This window comes from Marinomonas spartinae, from assembly GCF_016461715.1.
In the GTDB taxonomy this organism is placed as follows: domain Bacteria; phylum Pseudomonadota; class Gammaproteobacteria; order Pseudomonadales; family Marinomonadaceae; genus Marinomonas; species Marinomonas spartinae_A.
In genome coordinates, this window is the sequence record NZ_JAEMUI010000011.1 from 1 (window position 1) to 24,533 (window position 24,533).

Below are 24,533 nucleotides of genomic sequence, written 5' to 3' on the forward strand. Positions count from 1 at the left end.
AATAGATGCGTCTCATAGGCCTAGAAACGGATGACCCAGCCCCACTTCCTCTCACTTGGTATAAAGCGAAAAAAAATCTGTCAACTATTGTTCTTGGTGATTCCAACCATTTTGGGGTTTGTAATTACACTGGCCCTCATTCATTTTTTTTTATTCAACGAAGATAAAAAAAATCTCTACTCTGATTTAGATAAAATGAACTTAGAAAGCCAAGCGCTATATAATGAGGTAATGTCGGCTTTATCCAGCGCAAAGTTAGATGACAACCAACTTTGCTCATCAGATAACCTTAAAAAAATGAGGACTGCCTTATGGAAAGACAAATATATTAAAGATATTGCTCATATTAAAAATAATCAAATTATTTGTTCTGCCAGTTGGGGCATACTAAAAGACCCAATATCTCTTCCAAAAGAAGCAAAAAAATTAACAAAAAACTTCAAGCACTGGAAAAACATACCAGATCCATTCACTAAAAAAACAAACATCAACATGATCAGCATTGATCACACTTTAATTTCAATTAAAAAAAATTTAGTGAATAAATATTATTACAAAATAGACCATAACAATAATATCGCTTTTGAACTCAAAACATTTAATTATATTTTTAGACATTATGGCAGTACGTCACCAAACGTATTAATTGAAGCAAAAACCGGTATGACTTTAACATCCATGACCGAAAAAGAATGTTCAGATAACAACCAATGCATTATTATTCAAAATAATAAAATGGGATTGCTAGGTCTATCCGATAGCAACTTATTAATCGCGATGATAGTAAGTATTATCTCTGGACTAACCCTAAGTTATATTCTATTTTTATCTAGAACAAGACATAAATCTCTATTACAACATTTAAAACGAGCTATTACTAATGGTGATATTTATCTAGAATATCAACCTAAACTCTGTCTTAGAACATTCCAGGTAACTGGGGTGGAAGCACTCGCCCGCTGGCACGACAAAACCTTCGGAAAAGTCTCTCCTGATGTTTTTATCGGTTTGGCCGAAAAACATGACCTCATGGAAAAATTAAGCCATCTTGTGGTTCATCGTGCCCTTCAAGACATGTCACCTATCATGAAGAAATACCCAGACATAAGCCTAAGCATTAACCTATCTATGAAGGATATCTCGCAAGGTCAAATTTTATGTTTTATTAATGAACAAGCTGAACGGCATCAAATTGCCCATGATAGGGTTATTTTCGAAGTCACTGAACGAACAAATGATGGTGTTGATTTGATTGAAGGACCTGTGGCGGAATTCACCAAAACTGGCTATAAAATCTCATTAGATGACTTTGGTACAGGCTATGCCAACTTGTCTTGGTTAAGTAAGATACAACCCCATGAAATCAAAGTAGACAAGATATTCACCCAGTCCATCGGCACAGAATCCATCAATCAAAACATGCTCAACGCCATTTTTCTTATGCTACAAAAGCTCGATGCAACAGTCGTTTTTGAAGGCATAGAAACGCAAGAACAATTAGACTATCTCACGTCTTTGTCAAGCGAAGCGATGGGACAAGGCTGGCTTTTTGCCCGGCCAATGAAAACAAACCAACTAGAAAACTATCTACAAACAAAAAAGGCAAAAAACAAATGTCATTCAGAAAGAATAGCAAAAGGCTCCTTAAGTACGACACGACTAAGTAATTAAAGCATTCGCTCTATTTTGAAGACAGAACGATGATTTTCACATTAATAACCCCTTTATGAATGTTCGCAATGCGTTTAAAAGCCGCCTTACTCAAATCGATAATACGATCACTGGTGTAAGGACCTCTATCATTTATTCTCACAACAACACTCTTACCGTTCGCTAGATTAATTACTTTAACTCTAGAACCAAATGCTAAACGTTTATGGGCAGCGGTTAAGGCATGTTGATTAAAGCGCTCTCCGTTGGCGGTTTTTCGACCTTGATATTTATCCGCATAGTAGCTGGCTTTACCATACTCTACAAAGCCTCGCGACTCAGAATGTGTCATTGGGGCACTAGCACAAGCAGATAGCAACAAAGGCAACACAATCCAACTAACGACAGTAATTTTTAACATAGAGGTTCCATTTAATGAAGACTTAATATGAGCAATTATCAAATGCGAATATTTTAAGACAGTTTACTTTTTAATATCATTTTCCGCCAATATTTCAGGTATGCTCCGGTGTGAATTCTCTGCAAACCATCTTATTCATTGATCGAAAAATCAGCCCCATGACGACCAACAAACCACACTGCGAGCCAGAAAACAGACCCAAATATCAGTCTTTTATTCTGTTATTTGTCCTTTCTAGCCTCATCGGTGGCTTTTTAGAATGGTTCCACTTACCTGCCGCGTTGTTACTTGGCCCAATGATCGCCGCAATCATCATCACTATAAGAGGGGCAAGGTTAAGACTCTATAAGCCTTTCTTCCTATTGGCGCAAGGTTCACTGGGTGTCATGATTGCCTCTCATCTACCTTTAAACCTCTATACTGAAGTTGCCAAAGACTGGCCTGTTTTTTTACTTGGCACCTTATCCACTGTCGTAGCATCAAGTTTCCTCGGCTGGCTACTAAGTCGCACCGGATTACTGCCAGGCACCACGGCTATCTGGGGCTCTTCTCCCGGTGCCGCCGGAGCGATGACGCTCATGTGTGAGGCCTATGGTGCCGATATTCGATTGGTTGCCATGATGCAATATTTACGAGTGGCCTGTTGTGTGGTGGCAGCATCCGTCGTCGCGCATATCTATAATGTCAGCTCAACGTCCAATCATGTTGTCAGCAATTGGCTCTTAGTCAGCTCATGGCAAGGTTTTGGGCTCACCTTGTTACTCATCGGCATTGCCTCTTATATCGGAGTGAAGCTGCGCTTGCCTGGTGGCCCTTTGCTTATTTCGATTGCTTTAGGTGTATTACTGAAGGCCACAGGACTACTAACCATCGTATTACCCACTTGGTATCTCACTATCAGCTATGCCATATTGGGCTGGGGGATTGGCTTTCGATTTTCGCCAGAAGTCGTGCGCCACGCCGTTAAAGTCTTTCCCTATGTATTAGGCTCTATATTAGCGTTATTATTTCTCAATGGCTGCTTTGCTATTTTATTGGTGTATTTTGCCGATATTGATCCACTCACAGCTTTTCTGGCTACTAGCCCAGGTGGAGCCGATTCCGTCGCCATTATCGCCGCTGCCACCAATGCCGATGTCGCCTTCGTCATGACAATGCAAATTTTACGCTTTCTCTTAGTATTGATTATTGGACCTTTGCTTGCTCGCTGGTTGTCCGCCAAGCGCCCAAATGAAACCGCGTTATAAACGTATTCAGAGCATAAAAAAACCACGTTTTTAAGCGTGGTTTTTTTATTTAACAGAGACAAACTAAAGACCGAATCAGTCACCTTTATTATTTGGCAAGATTCTCAGGGCCAAATGACAAAGGCAGCAATTCATCCATGGTTAGGGTTTTCTGTATCTGCGTTGGGCTGCAAATATGAATTCTCGTTTGCTCAGTAGCAAACTCACGAATTTTCTGACGACAACCACCACAAGGGGTTACCAACAAGTCTCCTTTTCCCATAACATAAATGTCTTGAATTTGAGCATCACCACCCAGCACCATGGCCGCAATGGCTCCTGCCTCGGCACAGGTTCCCTCTGGGTAGGCCGCATTTTCGACATTACAGCCGGAGTAATACTTGCCGCCAACCGTCAAAATTGCAGCACCAACATGAAAGTGAGAATAAGGCACATAAGCCTTATCCATCGCTTCTTTTGCTAGCTTAAAAAGCTCTGAGTTTTCCATTGTTTTTATCCTGCTGTTAGGCTCGTTCTTTCACATAAGGACGGCCAACCGCTTTTGGCCCAACGGCTTTACCGATAAAACCCGCCAATAGCAATATGGTTAACACATAAGGTAACGATTCAATTGCCTGTACTGGCACTTCACCAACCCCTGGAATAATCACACCTTGCAAACGTACAGCAACAGCATTCAAAAAGCCAAATAGCAGACAAGCAAACATCACAGGCACAGGTCGCCATTTACCAAATATCAACGCAGCCAGAGCCATATATCCCTGACCCGCACTCATATTTTTCAAGAAACCTGCGTTGTGCGCCGTCGACAAATACGCGCCAGCAACGCCACACAAAATACCACACATCATTACCGCTCGATAACGTAACCAAGTCACCGAAATCCCTGCCGTATCAACAGCGTGGGGATTTTCTCCCACCGCACGAAGACGTAGTCCAAATCGAGTTTTATAGACAATCCAGTACGTCACTGGCACCATAACGAAAGCCAGATACACTAAAATATTATGACCGCTGATCAGGTTCGAATATATCTGCCCGATAACGGGCACATTCTGCATCGCATGAGCGAACGGCAAGGTAATGTCCAAGAAGCGCTGATCACCAGATAACGCCGGTGTTTGCCCTCCCATATTGAACCAATGCAAACCAAGGGTTACTGTCAATCCTGCAACAATGGTATTAATCGCCACCCCCGAGACAATATGATCACCACGATGAGTAATACAGGCAAAGCCGTGTATCAAGGCCAAAGCAACGGAGGCGATGATGCCAAAGATCAAACCAATCCAAGCAGAACCAAACACCGCAGAAGCCGCTGCCGCTGCGAATGCACTACCTAGGATTTTCCCTTCCAAGCTGATATCAACAATACCTGCTCGCTCGGAAAAAAGCCCAGCCAAGGCCGCCAAAATCAATGGCGCAGAGACACGCACGGTCGCGTCCAACATTTGAATAAGCGTATCGTACATTTTATTTCTCCTGTGCTGCCGCGGCTCTGCGAATAAAGAAGCCTTCTATACGATCTTTAAACATGTGCTCTAAAGCGCCAGAAAACAAAATAACCAAACCTTGAACCACCACAACAATGTCCGGTGTAATTTGCGGCATATCAAATGACACTTCCGCACCACCCTGATATAAAGCACCGAACAAAATCGCCGCAAGGAAAATACCAACAGGGTGATTGCGCCCCATCAACGCCACCGCAATCCCAGTAAAGCCATAACCCGCTGCAAAATTCAGCAACAGGCTGTGGTTGACCCCCATGATTTCATTTAGCCCCACAAACCCCGCTAGTGCGCCCGATACCAACATCACCCAAATGGTCACTTTTGCGGTATCAATGCCAGCGTATTTTGCAGCAGTAGGATTGGTTCCTAAGGTTCGTAGCTGATATCCCCAACGAGTATGCCAAATTAATAGCCACACCCCAAAACAGCACAACAAGGCCCAAAAGAAAGAGAGGTTTACCGGAGAATCGCCGATATCAATCCCCAAGGGTGTCAGCAAAGTATGCAAATAAGGCATCCAAGCATTTTGCTCAAACGTACGGCTGTTTAAAGACATGTTTTGCGTCCCTTTTAACCAGTTCACCATCAGATAAACCATTAAAGACGATGCAATAAAGTTGAACATGATCGTGGTAATTACAATGTGGCTACCACGACGCGCTTGAAGATAAGCTGGCACGTAGGCCCAAGCGGCCCCAAATACCGCCGCCCCAATAATCGCCAAGGGGGCAATCACAATAAATGGCATTGAATGATCCAATGCGAGACACACTAAGCCAACGCCTAAGCCACCAATATAGGCTTGCCCTTCACCACCAATATTAAACAAACCCGCCTTAAAGGCCACGCACACAGCCAGCCCGGTGAAAATAAAGTTGGTCGCATAATATAGTGTGTAACCAACCCCTTCACTGTAACCAAAGGCGCCGTAGATCATATAGCCAGCAGCCTCAATGGGGTTTTGACCAATGGCATAAATCACCAAACCAGAAATAACAAATGCCAAAGTGATGTTTAACAGTGGGATCAATGCGATATTAACCCAAACTGGGACTTTTGCCTGATTCATGCTGGCTCTCCTTGAGGGTCATCACTGTAAGAATTCGCCATCATCAAACCAAGAACGCGCTCGTTAGCGTCTTTTGCCTCCAGCTCGCCAACCACCGCACCATCAAACATCACGAGGATGCGATCACTCAATGCCATAATTTCATCCAACTCTACCGAGACCAACAAAATTGCTTTGCCAGCGTCTCGTAAACTAACAATTTGCTCATGAATATTTTCGATTGCACCGATGTCAACGCCACGTGTTGGCTGACCAATCAGTAACACATCAGGGTTTTGTTCTACTTCGCGGGCAATCACAATCTTTTGCTGATTACCGCCAGAAAAATTGGCCGTTTTCAGGTATGGATTAGGTGGTCGAACATCCCATGCGGCCATGCGCTCACTGCATTCATCTAACATGACTTTACGATTCATAAGAAACTTGCCGTTATAAACTGGCGAGTTATGGTAGCCTAATATCGCTGACTCATAGGCCTCAAACCCTGTTACCAAGCCCATTTTATGACGGTCTTCTGGTACATGGGCCATTCCCATATCACGCATTTGTGCCGCATTTTTTGGCGCACTGGCAGAAATCACTTCACCGGCGAAATGGATTTCACCTTCGCTCATGACCGTAATACCAGACAGCACATTCAACAGCTCACTCTGGCCGTTTCCGGAGACCCCGGCAACCCCCAAAATTTCACCCGCACGCAACTCTAGACTAACATCTTTCAAGCGCTTTACACCTTGGCTGTCAAGCTGAGAAAGATGCTTCGCCGATAGAACAACCTTGCCAGGCTTTGCTTCTTCTTTATTAACCGTCAAGCGAACTTTTTTACCGACCATTAATTCAGCCAGTTCTTCTTTGTTGGTTTTCGATGTCTCTCGGTGAGCTACCATTTCGCCTTGACGCATCACCGAAACATTATCCGTCGAAGCTAAAATCTCGCGTAATTTATGGGTAATCAATAAAACTGTCACTCCCTTTTCTTTTAGCGAGTGAAGAATACGGAATAAATGATCAGCCTCCTGCGGTGTTAGTACTCCCGTAGGCTCGTCGAGAATCAAAATTCGCGCGCCGCGATATAAGGCTTTTAAAATTTCCACGCGCTGCTGTAGACCAACGGGAAGCTCTTCCACTACCGCATCAACATCAATTTCTAAGCTGTACTGAGAGGCCAACCGCTTTAACTCAGCACGCGCTTTGCTGACACCTTTTCGTAATAAGGCGCCACCTTCGGCCCCTAACATCACGTTTTCCAGCACGGTAAAGTTTTCCACCAACATAAAATGCTGGTGAACCATGCCGATACCAGCGTTTATAGCATCTTGCGAAGTACGAATGTCGACGATCTCGCCATCCACTTCAATATGGCCTGTATCCGCCGCATAAAAGCCATAAATGATACTCATCAAAGTGGATTTTCCTGCCCCATTTTCACCGATGATACCGTGAATACTTCCCTTAGGTACTTGCAAGCAAATGTCTTTATTGGCCTGAACCGTACCAAAACGCTTGCTTATGTCACGCAATTCTATTGCGTATGGAATAGTTGTATTTATCATAACTAAATAATGATTCGTCTATGTTGTATTGGGGCAGCAAATGCATTTCATTTTCCGTCAAAACGGGCAAAATCAAATACATCAACCCACCTAACCCAGCGGATTAGGAAGCATGTTTTATTCACACGCGGATCCTGCATAAGCGTAGGTTATAAGGGCAATGCAGGAACCATGATCAAGACAAGAAAACGTGTTCCTGCCCTCCCTCTCATACCGAATACGAGGAATCGAACGGAGTGGCCGTTCGTGCAACAGATCGTAGGTAAATCTATTGATCAAAAGAGCAAAAACAAAAAACGTCAAAGACAAAAAAACAGCGACTCATACCAATAAGTCGCTGCTTGATTGTTTGTCTCTTACATATTACAGCTGTTGTCTACAGAGTAATCATGTACTTTAATCTTACCATCGATGATGTCTTTACGAATCGTATCCATTTTCGCTTTCATCTCTGGGGTAATCAGTTTTTCGTTGTATTTGTCCAGCGCCCAAGTAACACCATTATCTGCCAGACCAAGGGTCACTACGCCAGGTTTCCAGTCTCCAGCAGCCGCACTTTTGTATACATTGTAAGCCGCTTGGTCAACACGCTTAACCATAGAAGTCAGCATCACACCTGGATGAAGGTAGTTTTGGTCTGAATCCACGCCAATTGCGTACTTGCCAGCATCGGCTGCGGCTTGGTAAACACCAATACCCGTTCCACCAGCGGCCGCAAAGATAACATCAGCCCCTTGGGAAAATTGGCTTTTGGCTAACTCAGAACCTTGAGTTGGGTTACTAAAAGCTGCACCAGTAGAACCAACAAAGTTAACAATCACTTTATCGTTTGGCGCAATGTATTTCACACCTTGTCGGTAACCACAGCTAAACTTACGAATCAGCGGAACATCGATTGCCCCAATAAAACCAACCGTATTGGTTTTAGACTTCATCGCAGCCAGTGCGCCCACCAAGAAAGACCCTTCTTGTTCTTTAAAGACGATCGACTGCACGTTTGGCAGATTGATTACACTATCAATGATACTAAAATGGATATTAGGGAAATCTTTCGCCACTTTTTCTGTCGCAGCAGACATACTGTAGCCTACAGCAATGATCGGCGAGTAACCACGCTGTGCCAAACGACGAAGACCTTGTTCAACTTGCGCTTCATTTTTTGGTTCAAATTCACGAATTTGCTGCCCCGTGTCTTTCTCGTATTTTAGGACACCGTTGTAAACACCTTCATTGAAAGACTTATCGTATTTACCAGCTTGATCGTAAACAACCGCCGGCTTATCAGTTGCGGCATGGGCTAACGTTGCAGACATTGCCAATGCGGTTACAGACGCAAGAAAGACACCTTTCATTCCAATTCCTCTTATGGTTTTTTAATTGTGGCATCGACATTTAAGTTGTCTAGCCGGTCAAAAATAAACTTATTCACCTCATATCGCAATCAAAAAACATCAAAACAGGTTGTTTTTTGAGCGACAATTCTTAGCAATACATTTTTTATTCTCTACTTAAGAACTATAGACGAATAAAATCGACTATAGTCGAGCAATAAGCATGCCGATCTTATCTATTTAGTCAGGTTTGGCAGTCGGGACAATATACGGTACTACGTTGCCCTTGACGAATTTCTTTCAACTCACCACCACATTGTCGACAAGGCTTACCGGCTCGACCGTACACGGCTAACTCCTGCTTAAAGTAGCCAGGCTTACCATCCCCCCCGACAAAATCTCGTAACGTGGTACCACCTTGCTTAATTGCTGAGGCAAGCACCATTTTAATGCACTCAACAAAATAAGCTAAACGGGCTTTACTAATATTACTCGCCATACGAGTAGGACGAATACCCGCCATAAACAAAGCTTCGTTAGCGTAGATATTGCCAACCCCTACTACCACTTTGCTGTCCATAATAAAGGTTTTAATGGCGACTTTACGGCCCTTTGCCTTTTCATGTAGATAATCTACGTGAAAGTCTGGTGACAGAGGTTCTGGCCCCAAATGACTCAACAGCTCATGCTGGAGCCAGTCATTTGTTGTCCATAAAATCGCACCGAAACGTCGAGGATCCGTATAACGCAACCAATTCGCCTCCCCTGCAAAACAAAAATCCACGTGATCGTGAAACAAAGGCGGGGTATTGGGCGGCACAAAATACAAGCTGCCTGACATGCCTAAATGAATAATTAAGGTTCCCTTGGCCGTATGAATGCCAATGTATTTTCCTCGCCTAGACAAGTGTGTAATGACTTGCCCTTGCATTTGATCTGTTAACTCAGGCGTGATTGGCCAACGCAACTTTGGCTGACGGATATCAATCTTAGTAACAGTCTGATTAACAAGATGCGGTTCGATGCCTCGCAGTGTTGTCTCTACCTCTGGCAACTCAGGCATGACTAAAACCCCACAAACGATTAAAAAGAAGCGATTATACTAACCCTTTAGACAAAACTCTTTATTTTAGAAAAAGAAATTTTCAATACCGAACATCGAATACAAAAAAACCGACTCAGTGAGTCGGTTCCTTTTGACAAAGATCGAAAATTATTTAATTTTCGCTTCTTTGTACATAACATGCTTACGTACAACAGGATCAAACTTTTTCATTTCTAGTTTGTCTGGAGTATTACGCTTGTTCTTGTCAGTTGTGTAAAAGTGACCAGTACCAGCGGAAGATACCATGCGAATAAGATCGCGAGCGCCTTTAGAAGCCATGATTCAGATCCTTATACTTTTTCGCCGTTAGCACGAAGGTCAGCAAGAACTGATTCGATGCCTTTTTTATCGATAATACGCATACCTTTAGAAGAGACACGTAAACGGATGTAGCGGTTCTCACCTTCGACCCAAAAACGGTGCCAATGAAGGTTTGGAAGAAAACGACGCTTAGTACGACGCTTTGAGTGAGAAACGTTATTACCTGTAACAGGACGTTTCCCAGTAACTTGACATACGCGAGACATAATTAAATACCTTTTGCTATCCAGAAAATTATTGGAAGTGTGCTTCACTTCCTCAGGCGGAGCATGATTCCTTATGAATCAAAAAAATCCCGTACCGAGGATATAGCGGCGCGCATTTTCCCATAAGCAGCATCATTGAGCAATTCTTTTGTTAAAAAAATGATCAATTAAATAAACTTAGTCGAGAAAAGAAGCAAGCCTCGGCAAAAAACCACGAAAAATCTATACCAATCCACGCTCAGCCAGTGATACAGGCGCGCCATCCCCCACCACAAAATGATCCAACATACGCACATCAACAAGCTCTAACGCCTGTTTGATGCGACCCGTTATAGTAATATCAGCTTGACTAGGTTCTGCCACACCACTTGGATGGTTATGGGCGAGGATAACGGCAGCAGCGTTATATTGCAGAGCGGCTTTAACCACTTCCCGTGGGTACACGGCAGCAGCATCAATGGTGCCCATAAAAAGCTCTTGATAACGAATTAAACGATGCTGTGAGTCTAAAAAAAGCACCGCGAAGACTTCCCGTTGGGAATGACGAAGCTGGGAAGACAAGTAGGTACGAACATGCTCAGCACTGGTAAATACCGTTTCACGCACAAGCTGCTCGTGCAAATGTCGCTTCGACATTTCTAGCACCGCTTGTAACTGAGTGAATTTCGCATCCCCCAATCCTAGCCCTTTGCAGAATTCCTCGCGACTGGCCGACATCAATGAACGCAACCCACCAAAGTGACTCAACACTTGCCGAGCCAACTCCACGGCGCTCAAACCTTGCGTACCTGTACGCAGAAAAATCGCCAACAACTCGGAATCACTCAATGCGCCTGCGCCTTGATGAATCAGCTTTTCTCTGGGTCTTTCTTGTTCAGGCCAATGCTTAATACTCATGATCTCCTCCTTGATCCATGATAATCTTGCGCTACTGCGATTATATTAGAGAGGCTGAGGTTTAATCTGCGACAGGTTGGTCAAGTCAAATAACCAACCTTCATTATGCTACCTCGCCTTATTATTACCTTATCGGTCATGGCTTGAATTGAGAAGTTTTTTTATGTCGTCTATCCATCAGAAACGCATTCTACTCGGTATTACTGGCGGTATTGCTGCTTACAAAAGCATCGAACTCATACGTTTACTCAGCAAAGCGGGAGCAGATGTTCAAGTTGTGCTGACCGATGGCGCTAAAGCCTTTGTTACTGAGATGACATTACAAGCGGTATCGGGAAACCCTGTTCGTAGCACCCTATTAGATCCCAATGCCGAAGCAGGCATGGGACATATTGAGCTCGCAAAATGGGCTGACCTTATTATCATTGCCCCAGCATCAGCCGACTTTATGGCTCGCTACGCACAAGGTATGGCAAACGATTTACTGACCACACTCTGTTTAGCAACGCAAGCGCCTGTTTTATTAGCCCCAGCCATGAATCAAGCTATGTGGCGTCATCCTGCCACTCAAGCCAACGCCTCCTTATTAGCTGAGCGCGGTGTACTCAGTATTGGCCCAGCCGAAGGGGCACAGGCATGTGGCGATATTGGCCCTGGTCGCATGAATGAGCCGCAGGATATTACTCAGGCCGTTATCAGTCATTTTGAAAACACAAATATAGCTCAAGACTTAGTCGGGCAACATTGGGTGATTACGGCTGGCCCCACCATGGAAGCTATTGACCCTGTTCGCTATATCAGCAACCACAGTTCAGGAAAAATGGGGTATACTCTGGCCGCCGCCGCACAAGCCCGTGGTGCAAAAGTCACTTTGATAAGCGGCCCCGTACAAATCGCAGTACCTAATGGCGTTCACCTAGTAGCGGTTAAAAGCGCTGATGAGATGCTTACAGCCTGTGAGAATACCATGACCCAACAAGCCGATGTCTTTATTGGCGCTGCCGCCGTAGCCGACTTTAAAATGAAAGCCGTCTGTGATCAGAAAATGAAAAAGCAAACCAACAGTGATGAATTAACCCTCACGCTGGTTAAAAATCCAGACATCATTGCCACTCTCGCCAGTAAGCGTCTTGCCCGCTGCATTATCGGCTTTGCGGCAGAAACACAAAATGTCATTGATTACGCCAAAGACAAACTAGCTCGCAAGGGATTAGACATGATCATTGCCAATGATGTGTCTCGCGACGACATAGGTTTTAACAGCAACGAAAACCAAGTCACCGTGATTACCAAAGACGCAACATGGCAGCCAGAAAAGGCTGCAAAAGCAAATTTAGCCGTCTCACTGGTGGATTGCATTAGCAGTCATTACCGTAAAACTCGTTAACCATTCTTTTAAACAGTAAGTGAACTTTTATGAAACACCCTATCCAATTAAAAATTCTGAGCGACAAAATCGGCAAAGACATCCCTATGCCAACCTACGCCACAGAAGGCTCTGCTGGTCTTGACCTTCGCGCTTGCCTAGACCAAGCAATCGAGCTTGCTCCTGGTGAAACAACATTGCTGCCAACGGGATTATCTATTTATATTCAGGATCCAAACCTTGCCGCAACCATTTTACCCCGCTCAGGCCTCGGCCATAAACATGGCATTGTGCTGGGTAATTTGGTTGGCTTGATCGACTCTGACTACCAAGGTGAACTGATGGTCTCTTGCTGGAATCGAGGCAATACCACCTTTACGATTGAACCCGGCGAACGCGTTGCCCAGATGGTGTTATTACCTGTCGTTCAGGCGGAATTTAACATTGTCACTGAGTTCGAAAAAACCGAACGAGGCGAAGGGGGCTTTGGCCATACAGGTACAAAATAAGCCAATACAACATCAGTCCTGTTAATCGAAAAGAGACATATGGGTGAACAAAATTCATCTATATGTCTTATCTGGCCACTTTCCTTCACCTATCTCCCTGCCCTATTGTGAAAATTAGTTTCATAAGTCATTTAGTGGATTATTTTCCGATAAAATCTATAGTTAATCTGTCAACTTCACGTTATTATTTTATACATAAGTGGTTGCTTACACTCGCCTAGAGCCTTAAAAGGCAAATCACTTTACAAATACACGCCCTATTTTGATGATCACAGGAGCAATAGGCTCTTTTTCTGACAGGAGTAAGTTGAACGTGGCTTTTTCGCGAGAATCCGCTTTAGACGTCGCTAATATATTAAGTGAATCACTGCCCTATATTCAGCGTTTTGCAGGCAAAACCCTCGTTATAAAATACGGCGGCAATGCTATGACAGATGAAAAGCTCAAAGCTGGCTTCGCTCGCGATATTGTATTGATGAAAGCCATTGGCATTAACCCTATTGTAGTGCATGGTGGTGGCCCACAAATCGGTGAAATGCTGCAAAAGCTGAATATCGAATCAAAATTCATCAATGGCATGCGTGTCACCGATTCGGCCACCATGGATGTGGTTGAAATGGTATTAGGTGGACAAGTCAATAAAGACATTGTCAGTATGATCTCTCAAGCCGGCGGAAAAGCCATTGGCTTAACAGGTAAAGACAGCCACTTTATTCAAGCTAAAAAACTGTTTGTAAAACATCAAGCAGAAGGTATGAGTGCACCAGAACCGGTAGACATTGGCCATGTTGGTGAAGTTGCTAGCATAGACATCAGCGTCTTAAAGGTGTTGGAAAACAGTGATTTGATTCCGGTTATTGCACCGATTGGTGTGGATGCTGAAGGCAATTCTTACAACATCAATGCCGATTTAGTGGCTGGAAAAGTGGCCGAAGCGGTTGGTGCGGAGAAACTTATGCTGCTGACCAACATTTCTGGCGTACAGGACAAAAACGGTAATGTACTCACAGGGCTAAGTACTGCTCAAGTTGATGCACTCATTGCCGATGGAACAATCTACGGTGGTATGTTGCCTAAGATCAGCTGTGCTTTGTCTGCGGTCAATGCTGGCGTCACCAGCGCGATTATTAATGATGGTCGCGTGCCCCATGCTGTACTGTTAGAAATACTTACAGACAGAGGCGTAGGTACACTGATCTCGAACGCAAAGAAAGACGAAGAATAAGCAACGTACACACTCAACCCTGCCCAATTAGAGGCACTCAACGACAATAATGGGTTTGATACTGGACGGTCAAATGAGCACAAAAAAAAGTGATCGACGCACACAAATATTACAAGCTTTGGCACAAATGCTTGAAAGTAGCCCAGGAGCCCGCATAACAACGGCAGCCTTGGCAAAACAAGTTGGTGTCTCGGAAGCAGCGCTCTATCGCCACTTCCCTAGTAAAGCCAAAATGTTTGAGGGTTTGATCGAGTTCATTGAAGAATCATTGTTTACTCGTATCCATCGCATTGTTCAAGGAGAAGCCGATGTATTAACTCGTATTGAGATGATACTGACGTTGACACTTGGTTTTGCAGAACATAACCCAGGCATGTGTCGCCTGTTAACGGCAGACGTACTTGCTGGTGAAACGGATCGTCTGCGCATTCGCATCGCACAATTATTTGAGCGAATCGAAACGCAGCTAAAACAAATCATGCGTGAAGCGGATTTGAAACAAGGCCTACGCCCGGCTATGGGCGTCGCCCCCTGTGCCGATCTTTTGATCGCCATTATAGAAGGGAAGATTCGCCACTATGTACGTAGCGACTTTAAAGTCAAACCAACCAGTGTGTGGACGGAACAGTGGTCCACATTGGCACAAAATTTGATGCTAAATCGCTAAACTAAAGGGTATCGCTAAAATAAAAGGTGAGGATCTCACAAATAAGATCCTCATCGATGGTTAGATACCGTATTGATCTCGGTATGCTTTGACGGCATCTAGGTGTTTAGTAAAGCTTGGGGAATCCTGCTCTGCTAGATACGTCATGATGTCATTAAGCGACACGATACTGATAACAGGCATTTGGAAGTCCCGTTCGACTTCTTGGATTGCGGATAGCTCGCCTTGACCACGCTCTTGACGATCTAAAGCAATCAGAACACCGGCAGGCGTTGCATTGGCTTCTTTAATGATGGTCATCACTTCGCGAATAGCCGTTCCGGCAGTAATAACGTCATCGATAATCATGACATTACCAGCCAGTTCAGCGCCAACAAGTGAACCACCTTCACCGTGATCTTTTGCTTCTTTACGGTTGAAGACGTATGGTGTGTCCACATTATGATGGTCATACAGAGCCACTGCCGTGGTTGTCGCTAGGGGAATCCCTTTGTAAGCGGGGCCGAATAGAACATCAAATGGGACATTAGCTTCCATTAACGCGGCAGCATAGAAGCGTCCTAACTTAGCCAGCGCTTGACCAGAAGCAAACAAGCCTGCATTAAAGAAGTAAGGGCTAACACGGCCAGATTTAAGGGTAAACTCGCCAAAGCGCAAAACGTTTTGCTCAATGGCGAACTCAATAAAGTCTTTTTGGTAAGGTTTCATGCCGACTCCAGATTGATTGAATATGTAACAAAGCGCCGCCAAGAACGAGCGAAGCCATGCCAACTTTGGATAGGTGCTAATATAACACACGGCTAGGAATTGTAGGGACCAGAAATGAAGGTCATCAGCCTTAATGTAAACGGTATAAAACAAGCAGCCGACCGCGGCTTTTTTGAATGGATGGTTCGTCAGAACCCTGACGTTGTATGTCTACAGGATATACAAGCAGATGAACGCAGTCTCAATGACAGCGTTTTCTTTCCTCCAGAATTCAATACCTACTTCTTCGATTCCATCGAGAATCCAGAGCAAGCAGGTGTTGCTATTTATTGCAAAACCATGCCTAAGGCCATTATGACCGGCATGGGCTTTCCTGAATGTGACTTTGAAGGCCGCTTTATTCAAGCAGACTTTGATAAAGTGAGCATTGGTACGTTCTTAACTCCTCATGGTTCAAATCATGAAGATGCACTACAAGAACACAAATATCGCTTTATGGAAGGCTTTAAAAACCACTTGATCAAAACACGCCGCAAGCGCCGCGAATTTATTTTTTGCGGGACAGCCAATGTTGCACGCTCCCCGATTGATGTCAGCAGTTGGTTCGTCAACCAGCGCAACTCAGGTTTTTTGCCGGAAGAACGCAAATGGATCAACGAAATATTCAATGAACTTGAATACATTGATGCCTTCCGTCAAGTGAACAAACAAGATAAGCAGTACACTTGGTGGCCTGATTATGAGCGAGCTTGGAAACTGGATGAAGGTGGTCGACTCGACTATCAGATCACCACACCAGGGCTACGCAACATCATCCAAGGAGGCAGCGTCTACAAAGGACAACGTTTCTCCGATCACGCGCCATTAATTATGGAATACGATATCGACTGATCTGACTCGTTTTTACTTCCATAAAACCAGTCCCTAAATAAGCAAAAAGCCCGCAGTACAAGGTGACTGCGAGCTTTAATGGGATAACACGTTTTAATGGCATGACAAGAGCCACATTAAGTCAGCTATGTTGCTCTCTGCCCCATTAGATTGAGCTTAGCTGAGTGTCTCCACGGTAACCGATAACCTAAGTTGATGCATATCACCTGAGGCAATCTGATAGCCATTATCTAACGCATTGGCGGTTTCCACACAGACAAAGTGTCGATAATCCTCGTCTTCCATGTCCGCGCGCTTTTTAGCCAATTCAGGGCCCGGGTTCCACAACACGGTACTTTGACTACCTTCGGTACGAAGGGTAATCTTACGCGCCAAGCTGGCATCCTCGATCACACACTCGTCAGGCGAATCAATATACACGCTGTCTAAACATTCGAATGGTGTCACAACACCACTTTGCTTTTTACGAGCGCCATTATCAAGCTTATCGATAAATGACACGCCGTCTAACCCCCGAACCTGAACTTGCTGGTTGTCTCCCACATGGAAATAGGTATGCAACGCTTCTGTCACCTCCATCGGCTTATCCGATAAATTAGCCGCAGAAAAATTGATACTAAAACCGTCTCCTGTAAAACGAAATACCTGACGTAATTCGAACGCTTGAGGCCACATTTCTTCTAACAAAGGATGATCTTCAGAAGCAAGGCGCAGTACAATTTTCACATCGCCATTTTTGAAGCGTCCAGCTTCGGAAAATTGCCAACGAAAATAACGAGCCAAACCATGAGCAGGGTAATCCAATTGTTTTTCATTGGCCCCAAACCATGGCCAACAAACAGGCACACCAAAATGACGGCGACCAAAACGCGTTTGATTTCCTTGGTTAGCAGACTGGAACAACAAGTCCTTCTGACCTGCCGGCACAAAGCTCACTAAATGACCGCCCCACAATGCAATTCGAGCATGGTACTCTGGCTGATCAATGACAATCTCATCACACTCTCTAAGGCTTGCAGGTAATAAATCCCCACCCAGCGCTTCCAACTCTTGTATTAGTTGGCCATTCATTCATGACTCCATTAGATAATCCGGTATGCACATAGTATCCTGACAGTAGACGATTACAATAGCCTACACTTATGGTGACTATTTAGCTTGTAAAAGTTTAAGGAATTAAAACTTAACCTCAAAGCATTTTTAAGCTATAAACCAGCCTAACGATAGGCGTTTTTTCATAACGGAAAAACGCCTAATTTTTATACTAATAGGTTAATCTATGAAGAGTTTTGCCAATGAATCAATTTAATGAACCAAAAATGGTCATCGGTAGTGAGGAATGGTGCGCCTTTCCATCCATCAATATCCCTGCGGTAAAAGCTCGCATCGATTCTGGAGCAAAAACCTCGTCTCTTCACGCGATCAACATTCATTTTTTCACTCGCGACGGTGTCCAATGGGCAGGCTTTGAAGTGCATCCTATACAGGAAAACCGTAAAATCACCGTACACTGTGAAGCCCCGGTTATCGACCATCGCGTTATCAAAAGTTCCAGTGGCGATAAGGAAAAACGCCCTGTTATTCGAGTTCCTCTAGCCATTGGCGAAAAATCTTGGGCAATAGAAGTCACACTCACCGATCGTGACAGCATGGGCTATCGTATGCTACTGGGCCGCGAGGCAATGAATGGTCGTATTTTAGTCGACCCAGAAGGTTCTTGCTTATTGGGAGACCGCTGTCAAAACGATTTAGCAAACTTATATAAAGCCCCTGAAATGCGCACTGGGGGATTAAAAATTGGCTTACTGGCAAGCAATCCAGATTTGTACAGCAATCGCCGCATTATGGAAGCCGCTGAATCTCGTGGTCACGAAATTCAATTTTTAAACATTAAAAATTGTTATATGAAGTTAGATGCGACCACGCCAGAAATTCACTACCGTGGTGGTCGTCTGTTGAATGATTTGGATGCCATTATTCCACGCATTCGCCCTAGCAAAACCTTCTACGCTTGTACCTTATTACGCCAATTCGAATCACTCGGCGTGTATTGCTTAAATACCTCCATGGCGATTGCAAAATCCCGTGACAAGTTACGTTCCCTACAGTTATTGCTGGATAATGGCTTACAAATCCCCACTACGGGCTTTGCGAACTCACCACTCGATACCGATGACCTAATCGATATGGTTGGCGGCGCGCCTCTGATCGTCAAATTATTAGAGGGAACACAGGGTAAAGGCGTTGTACTAGCTGAAACCCGTAAAGCCGCCGACAGCGTCATCAATGCCTTTAAGAGCCTCAATGCCAATATTTTGGTTCAGGAATTTATTAAGGAGGCCAGCGGAAAAGACTTACGCTGCTTTGTGATTGACGGCAAAGTGGTGGCTTCCATTCAACGGGTCGCCGCTGTCGGAGAGTTTCGTGCCAACATTCATCTTGGAGGACGGGCCGAGCTGGTAAAAATCACAGCGGAAGAAAAGCGACTGGCAATCAAAGCAGCCAAAGCCATGGATTTAAAAGTCGCGGGAGTCGACCTTATTCGTTCAAACAAAGGCCCCTTGCTCCTGGAGGTCAATTCTTCACCTGGCCTGCAAGGTATCGAAACAGCCACCAACGAAGACATTGCCGTCAAGATGATCATGGCAATCGAAAAGCAACTGTGCATACCTAGCGAGTAAACACCGTGCCCATCAAACGCGATGGGCACAATATTTTTTGTAGACTGAAAACGAGGTTGGGATTTTGTTTTAGGCAAATAGAAGCTTTAAACAAGTCAAAGCACGTATCATGCGGATATCGTGGATTGGTTTCGACCCGCTTGTTTCGATTTATACAACGCTTGATCCGCCCGATTTAACCAAGCAGAAGCACTGCTATCTTTCTCGTTAAGCTCAGCGATTCCTAAACTAATCGTGACATTGATGCCCGCCGATTTGGTTTTAAAAACTCGTGTAGCAATTTTTTCACGGAACTTTTCACAAAAAGATTTGGCACTTTGTTGATCAGTGTTTGGCAGCAGCATGACAAACTCCTCCCCGCCATAGCGCGCCACAAAATCCCCCCGTCGCGTAGAGGCGATCATTTCGACGGCAATATCTTTGAGAATTTGATCACCTACCAGATGTCCGTATTGGTCATTAATATCCTTAAAGTGATCCAAATCAATCATTACCAAAGAGTGTGGTCCTGTGCCTTTTTTCAAAAAAGAATTAAAGGTCAACTCCAGCGCCTTTTCCAAACCACTGCGATTGTTTAGCTCAGTTAATGGATCAATCTTACTAAGCTGCTCCAGCTGACGATTGGCAGAGGACAACGCCATTCTATTACTCGCCACATCCGTCACATCATAAACTGCAATACACGCATATTCTAATGTCCCATCTGCATTCGTTAACGGACGTAACGTTATATTCTGGTACATTTTTTCGGCAAGCCCAGTAATAGGGCGATAACTTTTAAAGGGAAATAAATGCGGACATTGCTCCCAAGAGATAAAAACAGACGTGCGCAAGCCAAATACATTATCGATTTTACGCTTCAACCATGCTTTATCGATGGAAGGAAAGAGCTCAAAGAAATCCTGTCCCTTAGCGGAAGTTGAACTTTTACCACTATGGTTTTCCATAAAGCTGTTCCACAGTGTAATTTGATAATGCTTATTGATCACAACAAGACCAAGGTCAATATGGTTGAGCATATCAAATAGCCAGTGCAACTCCATTATCTCTTCTGTATGACGTTGCATACTCACTCAATCCTCAACCAAATAAGACAAACGTTTCTCTAAAACCGGCACCGAATCTTCGGTAAATAACAGCAACAAGTCACAGCAAATATCGTAATTCTCCACTTCATAAACAATTTCTACCGTTAGTGTACGCTTCCACTGGGCTTTCTTTGCGCTAATTAAACTGTCCATTTTAACATGCTGACCGAGCAAAGCTGGATGCCCATAACTAAAATCAATATCCATCTGTTTACCCAGCGCGTCCATATAAGGTCCAACAAGCACCGACGCCACATCCATTAAAAGCTCAATTTCTTTTGTATTCCCAACGCTTCCAGAGGCACCCAGCAATTTTGCCATGTCCGAAAAACTGGCATCATTAAAAATCAACAAGGCTTCCAGCGCCACACCAGCCCCAACAAACCCTTGTGATACCGCTGAAAAGCTCGCGCCTCGGTTAGTATAATCAAGCGCCATCTGCAACTCGCTGACTTCGAGAATGTGAACAGAAGGAACGGGCAGCTTGATAAAAACATTAAGCATATCCGCTAGCACACTCGCGGCGCGCCCCATTGCTACATTTGACACCTCTTGCAGACAGTCCGAAACAGAAAACTTATCTAAATCAAAGTCGCTAGGGATAGAATGCGGCGCAGCCGTTTCGTCACTAACCATTAAGTTCAGCGCCAATAAAGACTGACGCATCACTTCCGGTCTAATGGGCTTTTTATGAAATTCACTTGCCCCTAAGTCTTTGACTCTCTGAACGGCTTTTGGCTGCACGTCACCCGACACAACAAAGACATGAGGGGCTTGAGGCACATGCTGTAGCGCCTCAAGGGTTTGATAGCCATCTTTGACAGGCATATTCAAATCGAGAAACAACACATCAATCGGCTTTGAGGTGATAATATCTAACGCCTCCTGCCCATTCGCTGCGTAATCTACTTGGATATCCCAATCAGCTGGCAAGGCCTTAGCGAGTTGTCGTCTTGCGATGCTAGAATCATCACATATCAGTACACGGGTACTCATTAATACATTCTTCCTGGAAGTCCATACCATTCAAGTATAAAAGCAATTTTCAAAAACGAGCGTCATCACTAAGACAATCCATACTTGTTTGATATTAAATTAACGACTTTTCAATACATAAATTGTAATTTTAACTCAATCGACTCGTGAATATAGTGGAGTTATGTTAATAAGATCAAGTTAATGACAGGAGCGCCTTCACGATGAGCGCCTCGTCATAGCGATCCACCTTATGTCGAATCAAAGGGGTTTTGATTACCTGAACACCAAACCGAGACAATTCCTCAATATCAAGCACCCCATAATCATAGGAATCATCCAACAAAAGATAATCTAATGCAGAAAACGTGTTACTGACAGACTGGCCATCAAGATCGCGCTGGATAACAGAAAGCAAACGCGCTACTTGCCCCATTAAGGACAAGCCAATTTGCTCTGGATCAACGCCCAAATTGGGAATATATACCTTAGGATTGGGATTATCACAAATGGAAAGCCCAACACCTTTTGGCAATAAGTTGGCCAACAAGCTACTGTAAAAACTACCCGGCGGATAACAAATCAGATCGGCTGTGGCGATCATATCACGTCGATCATCGGCAATCTGACGATTAATCGGCACCACACCTCGCAACCCTTTATTTAACCAAATATGTTTAATCGGACTCTTCAGATGGGCATGTTCTTTACCTGTGATTCGGTGCTGGCCTAAAATGACACTACCATCTTCCAACTCAACACCAAGATGAAAGGGCGAATCCAAGATGGTTTTCACTTCCCCTAAGGTTTTGACAATACGCGAGAATAAAAAGACAATCGGGTCGAGCTGTTGCTGATTATTCAGATACCCCCCCGCCATAATAAGATTGCCAATACTTGCTCCACGCAGATCGAACTCAGGGCTAATTTTCGCTTGCGTGACCGCTAGCTGTGTCTGAATTAGGGCGCGCATGGGATTGGGAATCGGCTCAATCAAAGGATGATGACCATCCACCAATTGTTGTAGCTGCTCAGCCAGAACGTCAAGACTGTCCGTTTGCGCAAAACGATGGGTAAATAATGCATACACATCCGGCTGCCCCATCACCGTTTCGTCCGCTAACGCCATCAAACGGCTGCGCAAATCGCCCACAGCAGGCATATCAAATTCGGCACGCAAACGAGCAGAGCTTCCTCCCGAGTCAAAGGGCGTCACCAAGTGAATAGAGTGATGGGTGAACTTCTTTAACTCTCGACTGGCTTTGTTAAACGCTGAGCCACCACTAAAGAACAAGACTTTTGGTCCCTGTTCCGGCAAGCTTTCATAACGGTGTATGCGAACCGGATCTGGCACCTGCAAACGACGCCAGATACGACAAGTACTGGACATAACATCCCCTTTGCTAAACAGTCTTTAGAAACATTACCTATCTTCATAACGACAGAAACTGCGCAAAGTTTACCCTGCAAAGCCCGCCTTTCACAGCGCCATCATAGGAATAGACCACCTTCAACCTAAAATACACAAGTTATTAACCGCAGTTCCTATTAAACAGTAAAGAGGAGTGAAACTTACCGAAAGAGTAAGTATCTAAAAAAACAGGATAAGAACAGTACATACTAGGTTTGGCTTTAGTCGCGCTTTCACGCACAATACGCCAACCTTCGAAACCAGATGGATGACATATTATGTCGATAGGATTACTGGCTTTACTGGATGACATCACCACGTTACTTGACGACATCGCCGTGCTATCGAAAGTGGCTGCGAAGAAAACCGTGGGGGTATTAGGAGATGATCTCGCCCTCAATGCAGAGCAGGTATCAGGCTTTAGCGCAGACAGAGAGCTGCCCGTGGTGTGGGCCGTCGCAAAAGGCTCCTTGGTTAACAAAGCCATTTTGGTGCCCCTAGCAATAGCAGTCAGTGCCTTTCTACCTTGGCTGATTCAACCCATACTGATGCTGGGTGGTCTATATCTGTGTTATGAAGGCGCTGAAAAAGTACTGCATAGCATCAAACAACGCCGCGACAAGAAAAACCACCAGCAAATCGTCTTGAGTCGCCTTACAGCACAACTCAAGCAAACCGATGCCAGGCTAGACGAAGAAGCACTGAGGAAACAAGAAAAAATCAAAGTCAAGGGCGCTATTCGCACAGACTTCGTCTTGTCAGCTGAAATCATTGTGATCGCGCTGGGCACGGTAGAAAATCAGAGTATTTTAATTCAGGCTCTCGTGGTGAGTGTCATTGCGTTTTTAGTGACGGTTGGAGTCTACGCGTTAGTGGGCCTAATTGTGCGGTTAGATGATATGGGTCTCGCATTGTTTAAATCCAAACACACTCTTATTAAAAAGACAGGGAGTGTGATTTTACAAAGTGCCCCTTGGCTTATTAGATTATTAACGGTGGTAGGAACTGTGGCGATGTTTTTGGTTGGAGGGGGAATATTTGTTCACGGATTACCTCTATTGCATGGTATTGAACAAACGATCGATTCTATTGACTTATTCTCCATGCCTTTGTTAACAAGCACTCTAACCGTCTTGTTTAATATTCTCATTGGCTTGGGATTAGGAGGAATAGCTATTGCCATGGCTTCCCTCTTTAGCAAGAAGGAAGCACATTGACAAACATCAGACTAGAGCATCCGTTTATCAGCTTGCTTTTTTCGCTTTAAGATGAACAGCATTCGCCAACTCATGAACAAGTGCTTTGCTAACATGACCTGTCACTTTTAAATGATGGTCTTTTTGGAACTGTTTTACAGCAGCCATTGTTTTGCGTCCCATTAGTCCATCTGCATGACCGACTTCTTTATAACCCAAAGTCAACAGATCTTTTTGAGCAGCTAGCACTTCTTTGCTATGATGTTTCTTAGCGACCAACTTATGAGCAGTTTTCTCTTTTGATGTAGAACTAACCGCTTTGTGAGTAACTTCTTTTTTGACTTCAGGAGTCGATTTTGTTCCAGCAGGTTGCGCATCTTGTGCGTAAACTTGTGGAATAACAAGACAACATGTAGCCAAAACAACAGGTAGACATAAACGCATGGCAACTCCCTATACACATAAATGATTCTTTGTAAATGCGCTAAACGCGGCGACTATA

Annotated in this window: 25 protein-coding genes and 1 pseudogene; 10 read left to right on the forward strand and 16 right to left on the reverse strand. The window is 44.3% G+C overall.

Annotated features, from left to right (window positions below; genetic code table 11):
• Positions 1-30 precede the first annotated feature (30 nt).
• Positions 31-1,671 carry an EAL domain-containing protein gene (locus JHD45_RS11255; RefSeq protein ID WP_199476620.1) on the forward strand — a complete coding sequence of 547 codons (1,641 nt, stop codon included), beginning with the start codon at positions 31-33 and terminating at the stop codon, positions 1,669-1,671.
• Positions 1,672-1,681: 10 nt separating this feature from the next.
• Here JHD45_RS11255 and JHD45_RS11260 read toward each other — a convergent pair whose 3' ends face one another.
• A complete protein-coding gene (locus JHD45_RS11260) occupies positions 1,682-2,071 on the reverse strand; it encodes a septal ring lytic transglycosylase RlpA family protein (protein ID WP_199476621.1) in 390 nt (129 codons plus the stop codon).
• Between the two features lie 110 nt (positions 2,072-2,181).
• On the opposite strand from JHD45_RS11260, the gene JHD45_RS11265 reads away from it, so the two are divergent.
• Positions 2,182-3,318 carry an AbrB family transcriptional regulator gene (locus tag JHD45_RS11265; RefSeq protein ID WP_325097288.1) on the forward strand — a complete coding sequence of 379 codons (1,137 nt, stop codon included), beginning with the start codon at positions 2,182-2,184 and terminating at the stop codon, positions 3,316-3,318.
• A gap of 88 nt (positions 3,319-3,406) precedes the next feature.
• Here JHD45_RS11265 and JHD45_RS11270 read toward each other — a convergent pair whose 3' ends face one another.
• The 9 genes from JHD45_RS11270 to radC all read right to left on the reverse strand — a co-directional run bounded on the left by JHD45_RS11270 (position 3,407) and on the right by radC (position 11,314).
• Positions 3,407-3,805, reverse strand: coding sequence for a cytidine deaminase (locus tag JHD45_RS11270; protein WP_199476622.1), 399 nt, complete (start codon positions 3,803-3,805; stop codon positions 3,407-3,409).
• A gap of 16 nt (positions 3,806-3,821) precedes the next feature.
• Positions 3,822-4,790, reverse strand: a complete 969-nt coding sequence (locus JHD45_RS11275) for an ABC transporter permease (protein WP_199476623.1) — start codon at positions 4,788-4,790, stop codon at positions 3,822-3,824.
• Position 4,791: 1 nt separating this feature from the next.
• Positions 4,792-5,901: an ABC transporter permease gene (locus JHD45_RS11280; RefSeq protein ID WP_199476624.1), complete on the reverse strand. Its 1,110-nt coding sequence runs from the start codon at positions 5,899-5,901 to the stop codon at positions 4,792-4,794.
• The gene (locus JHD45_RS11285; RefSeq protein WP_199476625.1) at positions 5,898-7,454 is read right to left on the reverse strand and encodes an ABC transporter ATP-binding protein; all 1,557 of its coding nucleotides are present in this window, start codon (positions 7,452-7,454) and stop codon (positions 5,898-5,900) included. Before JHD45_RS11285 ends, JHD45_RS11280 begins: the two co-directional genes overlap by 4 nt.
• Before the next feature lie 356 nt (positions 7,455-7,810).
• Complete coding sequence (locus tag JHD45_RS11290) at positions 7,811-8,806, reverse strand: BMP family lipoprotein (protein ID WP_199476626.1); 996 nt, start codon at positions 8,804-8,806, stop codon at positions 7,811-7,813.
• 223 nt (positions 8,807-9,029) lie between these two features.
• Positions 9,030-9,848: a bifunctional DNA-formamidopyrimidine glycosylase/DNA-(apurinic or apyrimidinic site) lyase gene (gene mutM, locus JHD45_RS11295; protein WP_199476627.1), complete on the reverse strand. Its 819-nt coding sequence runs from the start codon at positions 9,846-9,848 to the stop codon at positions 9,030-9,032.
• Between the two features lie 150 nt (positions 9,849-9,998).
• Positions 9,999-10,169, reverse strand: coding sequence for a 50S ribosomal protein L33 (gene rpmG / locus JHD45_RS11300; RefSeq protein ID WP_011978459.1), 171 nt, complete (start codon positions 10,167-10,169; stop codon positions 9,999-10,001).
• A gap of 11 nt (positions 10,170-10,180) precedes the next feature.
• Positions 10,181-10,417: a 50S ribosomal protein L28 gene (rpmB, locus tag JHD45_RS11305; RefSeq protein ID WP_067012586.1), complete on the reverse strand. Its 237-nt coding sequence runs from the start codon at positions 10,415-10,417 to the stop codon at positions 10,181-10,183.
• A gap of 222 nt (positions 10,418-10,639) precedes the next feature.
• Positions 10,640-11,314, reverse strand: coding sequence for a RadC family protein (radC, locus tag JHD45_RS11310; protein WP_199476628.1), 675 nt, complete (start codon positions 11,312-11,314; stop codon positions 10,640-10,642).
• 163 nt (positions 11,315-11,477) lie between these two features.
• On the opposite strand from radC, the gene coaBC reads away from it, so the two are divergent.
• The 4 genes from coaBC to slmA all read left to right on the forward strand — a co-directional run bounded on the left by coaBC (position 11,478) and on the right by slmA (position 15,081).
• Positions 11,478-12,701, forward strand: a complete 1,224-nt coding sequence (coaBC, locus tag JHD45_RS11315; RefSeq protein ID WP_199476629.1) for a bifunctional phosphopantothenoylcysteine decarboxylase/phosphopantothenate--cysteine ligase CoaBC — start codon at positions 11,478-11,480, stop codon at positions 12,699-12,701.
• A 29-nt stretch (positions 12,702-12,730) separates the two neighbouring features.
• The gene (gene dut, locus JHD45_RS11320; RefSeq protein ID WP_199476630.1) at positions 12,731-13,189 is read left to right on the forward strand and encodes a dUTP diphosphatase; all 459 of its coding nucleotides are present in this window, start codon (positions 12,731-12,733) and stop codon (positions 13,187-13,189) included.
• Positions 13,190-13,502: 313 nt separating this feature from the next.
• Positions 13,503-14,414: an acetylglutamate kinase gene (gene argB / locus JHD45_RS11325; protein ID WP_199476631.1), complete on the forward strand. Its 912-nt coding sequence runs from the start codon at positions 13,503-13,505 to the stop codon at positions 14,412-14,414.
• Between the two features lie 73 nt (positions 14,415-14,487).
• Complete coding sequence (gene slmA / locus JHD45_RS11330) at positions 14,488-15,081, forward strand: nucleoid occlusion factor SlmA (protein WP_199476632.1); 594 nt, start codon at positions 14,488-14,490, stop codon at positions 15,079-15,081.
• A gap of 60 nt (positions 15,082-15,141) precedes the next feature.
• Here the strand turns inward: slmA and pyrE are convergent, their stop codons facing one another.
• Positions 15,142-15,789 (reverse strand): orotate phosphoribosyltransferase, encoded by a 648-nt coding sequence (gene pyrE / locus JHD45_RS11335; protein WP_199476633.1) that lies wholly within the window; start codon positions 15,787-15,789, stop codon positions 15,142-15,144.
• A 114-nt stretch (positions 15,790-15,903) separates the two neighbouring features.
• Here pyrE and JHD45_RS11340 point away from each other — a divergent pair, with 114 nt between their 5' ends.
• The gene (locus tag JHD45_RS11340) at positions 15,904-16,680 is read left to right on the forward strand and encodes an exodeoxyribonuclease III (RefSeq protein ID WP_199476634.1); all 777 of its coding nucleotides are present in this window, start codon (positions 15,904-15,906) and stop codon (positions 16,678-16,680) included.
• Between the two features lie 156 nt (positions 16,681-16,836).
• On the opposite strand, the gene JHD45_RS11345 is transcribed toward JHD45_RS11340, so the two are convergent.
• Complete coding sequence (locus JHD45_RS11345) at positions 16,837-17,751, reverse strand: D-hexose-6-phosphate mutarotase (RefSeq protein WP_199476635.1); 915 nt, start codon at positions 17,749-17,751, stop codon at positions 16,837-16,839.
• A gap of 248 nt (positions 17,752-17,999) precedes the next feature.
• On the opposite strand from JHD45_RS11345, the pseudogene JHD45_RS11350 reads away from it, so the two are divergent.
• Both JHD45_RS11350 and rimK read left to right on the forward strand, forming a co-directional pair.
• Positions 18,000-18,380, forward strand: a pseudogene (locus JHD45_RS11350) (ATP-dependent zinc protease); the annotation flags it as partial.
• Between the two features lie 75 nt (positions 18,381-18,455).
• Positions 18,456-19,361, forward strand: coding sequence for a 30S ribosomal protein S6--L-glutamate ligase (gene rimK / locus JHD45_RS11355; RefSeq protein ID WP_199476741.1), 906 nt, complete (start codon positions 18,456-18,458; stop codon positions 19,359-19,361).
• Positions 19,362-19,468: 107 nt separating this feature from the next.
• On the opposite strand, the gene JHD45_RS11360 is transcribed toward rimK, so the two are convergent.
• The 3 genes from JHD45_RS11360 to JHD45_RS11370 all read right to left on the reverse strand — a co-directional run bounded on the left by JHD45_RS11360 (position 19,469) and on the right by JHD45_RS11370 (position 22,814).
• Entirely contained in the window at positions 19,469-20,428 is a 960-nt protein-coding gene (locus tag JHD45_RS11360; RefSeq protein ID WP_199476636.1) for a GGDEF domain-containing protein, read from the reverse strand.
• A gap of 6 nt (positions 20,429-20,434) precedes the next feature.
• Positions 20,435-21,445 (reverse strand): response regulator, encoded by a 1,011-nt coding sequence (locus JHD45_RS11365; protein WP_199476637.1) that lies wholly within the window; start codon positions 21,443-21,445, stop codon positions 20,435-20,437.
• A gap of 175 nt (positions 21,446-21,620) precedes the next feature.
• Complete coding sequence (locus JHD45_RS11370) at positions 21,621-22,814, reverse strand: GAK system CofD-like protein (protein WP_199476638.1); 1,194 nt, start codon at positions 22,812-22,814, stop codon at positions 21,621-21,623.
• Between the two features lie 296 nt (positions 22,815-23,110).
• On the opposite strand from JHD45_RS11370, the gene JHD45_RS11375 reads away from it, so the two are divergent.
• Positions 23,111-24,052, forward strand: a complete 942-nt coding sequence (locus JHD45_RS11375) for a DUF808 domain-containing protein (protein WP_418903781.1) — start codon at positions 23,111-23,113, stop codon at positions 24,050-24,052.
• Positions 24,053-24,079: 27 nt separating this feature from the next.
• Here JHD45_RS11375 and JHD45_RS11380 read toward each other — a convergent pair whose 3' ends face one another.
• Entirely contained in the window at positions 24,080-24,475 is a 396-nt protein-coding gene (locus JHD45_RS11380) for a peptidoglycan-binding domain-containing protein (protein WP_199476640.1), read from the reverse strand.
• Positions 24,476-24,533 lie beyond the last annotated feature (58 nt).